This window comes from Micromonospora sp. NBS 11-29 (assembly GCF_002140155.1).
Taxonomy (GTDB): Bacteria; Actinomycetota; Actinomycetes; order Mycobacteriales; family Micromonosporaceae; genus Micromonospora.
The window spans coordinates 101590-108346 of the sequence record NZ_NAPR01000031.1; the positions used below are offsets into that span (position 1 = coordinate 101590).

Annotated in this window: 3 protein-coding genes, 1 tRNA gene and 2 pseudogenes; 1 reads left to right on the plus strand and 5 read right to left on the minus strand. The window is 63.2% G+C overall.

Annotation, left to right across the window (positions count from 1 at the left end):
• Positions 1-10: 10 nt before the first annotated feature.
• The 3 genes from B1205_RS27390 to B1205_RS27400 form a co-directional block, all read right to left on the minus strand.
• Entirely contained in the window at positions 11-331 is a 321-nt protein-coding gene (locus B1205_RS27390) for a hypothetical protein (RefSeq protein WP_089158254.1), read from the minus strand.
• Positions 332-1021: 690 nt separating this feature from the next.
• On the minus strand, positions 1022-2599 hold the full coding sequence (locus B1205_RS27395) for an RNA-directed DNA polymerase (protein WP_089158227.1): 1578 nt from the start codon (positions 2597-2599) through the stop codon (positions 1022-1024).
• A 161-nt stretch (positions 2600-2760) separates the two neighbouring features.
• A complete protein-coding gene (locus B1205_RS27400; protein ID WP_089158255.1) occupies positions 2761-3774 on the minus strand; it encodes an HNH endonuclease in 1014 nt (337 codons plus the stop codon).
• Between the two features lie 455 nt (positions 3775-4229).
• Between B1205_RS27400 and B1205_RS27410 the strand changes: the two are divergent.
• Positions 4230-5012, plus strand: a pseudogene (locus B1205_RS27410) (tyrosine-type recombinase/integrase); the annotation flags it as partial.
• Between the two features lie 84 nt (positions 5013-5096).
• Here B1205_RS27410 and B1205_RS27415 read toward each other — a convergent pair.
• Positions 5097-5170, minus strand: a tRNA-Pro gene (locus B1205_RS27415).
• Between the two features lie 150 nt (positions 5171-5320).
• Positions 5321-6682, minus strand: a pseudogene (gene der / locus B1205_RS27420) (ribosome biogenesis GTPase Der); the annotation flags it as partial.
• Positions 6683-6757 lie beyond the last annotated feature (75 nt).

Genomic DNA, 6757 nt, shown 5'->3' on the forward strand with positions numbered 1-6757 from the left:
CTACGCCGGCTCACCACGAGTCGTACCCACCGATGCACTCGGCGCGCAGGTAGCCCCAATCGTTGGGGCCGAAGTCGAAGGAAGCCGCCCACCCGTTGTAGACCGGGTGCGCCCCCGGCGTGTGGCCGATCTTGTTGCCGTAGCCCAGGGTGCGCTTCAGGCCGGTCGGACCGCCGGCGGAGTCGTAGTTGGCGTAGAAGCTGGCGCTCTGGCAAACCACGATGGCGTGCCGTGGCACCACCGGGTCGGCCTGGGCCGGCGTGGCGCCCAGGGCGATCGTTGTCGCTCCGATGGCCAACGCGGCGGCCCTCGCGCGCTTTCGTCGGGGCATGCCCACCTCCCGTACGACGGAACTTTCCTACCGAAGACCCTACCGATGGGGTTGATAGATGTCGATGGAAAGGAGCCGACCTCACGCTGGAGGTCACCAACCGTCGCTGGCATGGCCTGAACAGGGCCGCGACCATTTAAGGTCGCACGCGGCTCGGCCCGCACGAACGGGTCAGCGACACGCGCCACCGGGTCCAACAGCGGCGTGCTAGACCAGGAATTCATGCCGAGCAATGAGAAGAGGGCTCCCGCAAGTCTCTGACCTGCGGAAACCCTCTCGCTGTCGGGACGGCCGGATTCGAACCGACGACCCCTTGACCCCCAGGACGATCTGCCAAGCGCTCCCGCACGTCAGACACGCCCTGCCCATAGTTAGGGCGCTTTCCCGACGGGAAGCCGCTCACTATCGAGCACTACGTGTGGTCCCCACCTGGTCCCCAGCACACTCCGGTACCGTCGCCGACTGGCGCTGACGCCTTCAGTAGGTCAAGCGCATCTGGCACGGCGCTCGCGGGCCGCCTAGTCGTCATCAGGTCTACCGCAACCCATGTCACTCAACTTGTCTTCCAAGACCAGTGGTTACGGCAGCTCAACCGGCTCTCGGTGACGCCGGTGACATCGGTGACACCGGAGACGCGCCTAAAGGGCCCCTCTCCCCTACTCGCCCTATGGTGTGGGACACCGCCTTTGTCTATTCGTCATGCCCGGCGTCAAAGTCCTCGGCGACAACCGGTGCACGCCAGCCTCGATCCTCCAGCATGAGCGAGACAAGAAGATTGCGGGGATCACGCTCAAGGATGGGACGCACGACGCTACGGCCTGCACCGGACGTGAGCAGCCCAAGCGCAAATATACGCAGCAGCAGCGGATCAGATGTCTTGTCGAGCCTCCCGCGAATGATGTCCCTACACTCAACCGGCGCGACCGAAGAGAGACGCTGCGTCGCTATTGCGACCTTCTGCGCATCACCGCTATCGGCAAGCCAGCTTCGCAGCACCCTTCGCACGGGTTCAGTAACCCGTTTAACCGGAAAGGCTAGAGCCAGTTGAGAACAAACCCAATCCACCCTCGCCCAGTCCGAGTTACAGTATGACGGAAACCATTCCTCTAGGTGTGCCCAAAAATCCTCTACGGTCGGATTTTCTTCATCGTGCTCTCCGCATCGCCTTAGGTACCGGCCTAGCGAATCGACGGCATGCGGGATCTTAGGTGCAGCACTAATCCAGTGCTCCCAATTTTCGAATACGTTCCGCGCCATCAAGGCAGTAAGAGTAGCGCGATGCCAGGTACGCGAGAAGTCGTCGGGATGCGCCAGCAGTGCTTCCTCTACCCTCTTCAGGGCCGGAATGTCTTCCACGACGGTTGGCGCACCAGACTGCGCCCAAATCACGCTTTTCGGCACAGCCAGTTCGCGGGTTCCCTCAAAGCGCACTTCCTTGATTGCCTCCTCGGCACTTGTCAGCTTCGTCTTCGCCGCATTCGGCTCCATCCCCAAATGCCGGATGCGATCCTGGATATCAAGATACGCCGAGTAAAGCTTAGGCTCCGATCCAAGCGCAGTAATGTCGTCCATCCACCTTGTGACCAGTGCCAAGCCGCCGTTTGATGCCGCCCCCAGAGCGTCATCAACTGCCCCTAGATAGAGATGGGCCAGCGCCGCCGAGGCGAAGCTTCTCTGCGGGATGCCACTTCTGGTCGCCAAAGCGTCGTGCTGCCTTATGACACTAGCAATGACACCAGCAGATGCCGTCTTGCCAATTCTCTCAAAGGTCATTTCCGACAGATCTTCGACACGGATCGAGGCGAAAAACGATGAGATATCGACCTGCAAACCGTGCTGACCCTCTTCGGGATTTGTGGGAATTGAATCCAGATAGCTTGCCCACTCAAGTCGGTTCTTGGAGGGAATTCCGCTGTTGCGAGACCGCCATCCATAAACCCAGTCGGGAAGCGATCGGTGCATCTTTTCCATATTCGATGCCACTGCAGTGGTATACAAGATTCTAGAAAGAGAGTCTTGCAGGACTGCTGGCCGTACTGCAAGGCGGTTTTTCGGCACTTCAGTCGGATGAAAGAAAGTCGGATGCCTCGGAATGAGAACGCCGTCCTCCTTTCGAAGTACATCCGAAACTGACAGAGAGGCAGGATGGCTCTGCAGCCACTGGTACTCGGGCCACGCCCATGGGTCGCGGTACCAGTCGCCGTACATCTCCGCCAAGGCGAGCCCACAACCCTTGACGAGGTCCAATCCCAAGTCGGTTCCTGCCATTTGGGCAGGTTAACAATTGCAGCCAGCCTCGTCGAGGCCATTTTCGGCGCGCCGAGCCTTCAAGTCAGCGCCAGACGTTCCGCCATGAGCAGCGTCCGAACCTCCAACAGTAGCAATGTGGGGCGAATCGGTAGATATATCCCTCGCCATGCAGATGAAGGCTAAGCGGCTCGCTCGTCGTTAGCCCGCGCGAGTATCTCTATGAGCTGATCGACCGTAATCCACGGTCGCACCCGATGGATCATGCGATGACAGTTGGAGCAGAGCAGGACGAAGTCAGTAACTCTTGTGACCGTCTCGCCAGATTCCGACAGAGGCACCCTGTGGTGGCATTCGATATAGTCCTCTCCCCGCGGTCCGTAGGTGGCAGCAAAATTGAAGCCGCAAGCCTGGCATGCCACGAAACCGTGTATGCTTTTGTGACGCTTGATGGCTTTGTCACGAATGCCCTTATCCCTATCCCGCCGGAAGTGCATCCTCTCAAGGATTCCTCCCTCTTGAACACTTGCTTCACTCAATCCAGCGTCAGGCATGCTGTCCGTTGCTGCATTACCCCAACCTTCCGATATTGCCTTTCGAATAGCGCGCGCTTGACGGTGCATCTCCTGCGGCGCTGCCAAGAAGTCGGCAAGGACGATCCGATCCAACTTACTTCCCCGTGTCGCCCTCCCCGTGTAATCGGGGTGCCTGCTGGCAATATCGGTGGTTTTTCTACTGACACTATTCGGGTTCCGATGAGACGGACTGAACTTCTCGCCCGTATGCATCCAATACTTCTGCAGCAAGTCCGACAATTCGATCACAGATGAGTGGTGCGCCCGAAGCTCCCTCCACTCATTCGACGCCACCAAGTCGCAAGCCATGATGATCTCATCCCGGGTCCAGTCGATAGCCTTCTGATTCAAGACCGTAAATCCGAGCCTGTCACGCAGATGCCTAGCGACCGTCAACTCTCCGCCTGTGAAGTCCGATGACGTCCATCGCTTTCGCCCATATAGTTCGCCGTGCGCGTAGCCTACAATCGCCTTCGAATCGTAGGATTTCTGTTCATATTCGAGGAAATACGACAAAGCCCGACCAAAGCCGTAGGTTTTCAGGAATCCGTCACGACCTAAGCGATCAAACTCCGCCATTGCCTTGAGGACACTGGTCCGGGTGATATCGATCAACGCCATCCGCATAGCATAGGGGGATGGCGGGACATTATCGCTTCCGCTAGAAGCTACCTTCCCAACAGCTGGGCCAACGAGGCGTCATCGTGCCGCTTGGTCCTTGGGTACCGGTCCCCGTGTGGGTCGTCTGACTCGATCGACCGGACATGCCCGATCAGACCTGCCGGCCCAACCTTGTCGAGCAGGTCAAGGTATTCCGGCCAGCTATAGATCTTCATCTGGTCCACGGGCCTAGTCGCACCATCCGAGAAGGCGGCGGCCCTCCGCATGGCACCAGCAGGGTAGCTAGCGGTCCGTGCGTACTGGGCTGCAGTTGGGTCAGCCGCCGCCACCCACCACCCATCAGCACGGTTTCGAGTCGCGGTCTGCCGCGCGACCAGCGCGGCCAGAGCGTTGGCATGCTCAGGGGTGCCGAATCGCATTCCCGCGACCGCCGCCGGCTCGGTGCCGCTGATTTGACGGTCAAGAACAGCCTTGCCGTGCTGGTCCGAGTAATGCAGCAAGCCGTACGTGACGACATCATCGCGCGAAATCCCGCTCAGGTCACCGGGTGGCAACGCGAATACCAGTGGGCGGAAGACGAGTTGGACAACCCACGCACGCTGGCTCTGCCCCACTGGGAAGCGCTGACACAGCTCGCCGCCGCACTGGTCGAACGATCCACGAACACGTTTCCCGGTTGGGGCGACGTGACAATTTTCGCCGCGTGCACGGCCGCGCGGATCGGCGAGGTGTCCGGCGTCCGCGCCGAGGACATCGACCGGGCAACGTGGATGTGGACCGTCCGCCGCCAGACCACGCCCGGTCCCGGTGGCCTTATCGACAAGGGAACGAAGGGAAAGCGCGCCCGCATGGTGCCGCTGATCGAAGAGGTACGACCGATCGTCACTCGCCGCCTGGACTCGGTGGCCGATCCGCACTCTCGACTGTTTACCGGGCCGCGTGGTGGAAGGATCAGCACTGCTGTGCTGCGGGACGCGACCCATTGGGATGAGGTAGTGACGAAGCTGGGCTACGAACACCTACGCCGGCACGACCTACGGCACACCGGGCTGACCTGGATGGCCGACGCCGGAGTTCCGGTGCACGTACTGCGGAAGATCGCCGGTCACGGGTCGCTGACGACGACACAGCGATACCTGCACCCTGACCGGCAGTCGATCACGGACGCTGGAGCAGCCCTCAGCGCTCACTTGAAGGCTCGCCGGTCCCCAAGTGGTCCCCAGCTACGCGCCGTCTAGATCAGCAAATCCCCACTGTTCCAGTACGAATTAGAGGCCGTTGACCAGGGCTAACACCCCGGTCGACGGCCTCTTTTCGTGCTGTCGGGACGGCCGGATTCGAACCGACGACCCCTTGACCCCCAGTCAAGTGCGCTACCAAACTGCGCCACGTCCCGATGCCCCCGCGCGGTCTCCCCCGCGGCAGCCGGTACAGCTTAGCGCAGGATCTTCGCACCGCGCGCACAGGCCCTCCCGTGCCGCACGCGTCCCACGCCACTCCCCCTAGAGCATCCTAGGAAAGGGGCCGCCGGGATCAGCCCGGCNCGGCCGCCCGGACCGAGCTTCTTGCGCGGCCGCACCGAGATGTCGATCGGGCTGCCCTCGAAGGCAAACTCCTCGCGCAGCTTGCGCTCCACGAACCGCTGGTAGCCGGCGTCCAGCGGGCCGGTGGTGAACAGCACGAACCGCGGCGGCGCCACCCCGGCCTGGGTGGCGAAAAGGATGCGCGGGGCGCGGCCGCCGCGTACCGGGTGCGGGGTGGCCTGGACCAGCGCGGTGAGCCACTGGTTGAGCTGTGCGGTGGGAATGCGGGTCTCCCAGCTCGCGAGCGCCCGGTTCAGCGCCGGGGCGAGCTTGTCGACGGCCCGGCCGGTCTTCGCCGACAGGTTCAGCCGGATCGCCCAGGGGATGCGGCGCAACTCCCGGTCGATCTCCTTGTCGAGGTAGTAGCGCCGGTCGGCGTCGACCAGGTCCCACTTGTTGAACGCGATGACCAGGGCGCGGCCGGACTCGACCACCATGGTCAGGATCCGCTGGTCCTGCTCGCTGATGACCTCGCCGGAGTCCAGCAGCACCACGGCCACCTCGGCCGCCTCGATCGCGGCGGCGGTGCGCAGGCTGGCGTAGTACTCGGTGCCGCTGGCCTTGCCGACCCGCTTGCGCAGGCCGGCGGTGTCCACTAGTTGCCAGGTCTCGCCGCCGATCTCGACCAGGCTGTCCACCGGGTCGACGGTGGTGCCGGCGACCGAGTCGACGACCGCACGCTCCTCGCCGGAGAAGCGGTTGAGCAGGCTGGACTTGCCGACGTTGGGGCGCCCCACCAGGGCCACCCGACGCGGGCCGCGCGGCCGGTTCTCCACGATCGCCGGCGCCTCGGGCATCGCCTCCATGATGGCGTCGAGCAGGTCACCGGAGCCGCGGCCGTGCAACGCCGAGACCGGGAACGGCTCGCCGAGGCCGAGCGACCACAGCGCGGTCGCCTCCATCTCGATGCTGGTGTTGTCGGCCTTGTTGGCGACCAGGATCACCGGCTTGGCGCTGCGTCGCAGCATCTTCACCGCGGCCTCGTCCACATCGGTCGAGCCGACCATGGCGTCCACCACGAACAGCACCACGTCGGCGGTGCCCACGGCGATCTCGGCCTGGGCGGCGATGGCCGCGGCCCGGTCCTTGGCGTCGGGCTCCCAACCGCCGGTGTCCACCACGGTGAACGCCCGGCCGTTCCACTGCGCGTCGTAGGGCACCCGGTCCCGGGTCACGCCGGGGATGTCCTCGACGACCGCCTGACGGCGGCCGATGATGCGGTTGACCAGTGTGGACTTGCCCACGTTGGGACGGCCGACCACGGCCACCACGGGCTGCGGGCCGGTGGGCTCGTCGGCCTCGACCTCCGGCTCGCGCAACTCCACCCAGCCGCCGAAGTCGTCGTCGCTCACGCCACGCCACCCTTCGTTCGCGACTGCGGGGCTCGCAACACCGACTCG

Coding starts and splice junctions, on each gene's coding strand:
- B1205_RS27390 (WP_089158254.1), bottom strand. CDS start 331: ATGCCCCGACGAAAGCGCGCGAGGGCCGCCGCGTTGGCCATCGGAGCG.
- B1205_RS27395 (WP_089158227.1), bottom strand. CDS start 2,599: ATGGCAGGAACCGACTTGGGATTGGACCTCGTCAAGGGTTGTGGGCTC.
- B1205_RS27400 (WP_089158255.1), bottom strand. CDS start 3,774: ATGGCGTTGATCGATATCACCCGGACCAGTGTCCTCAAGGCAATGGCG.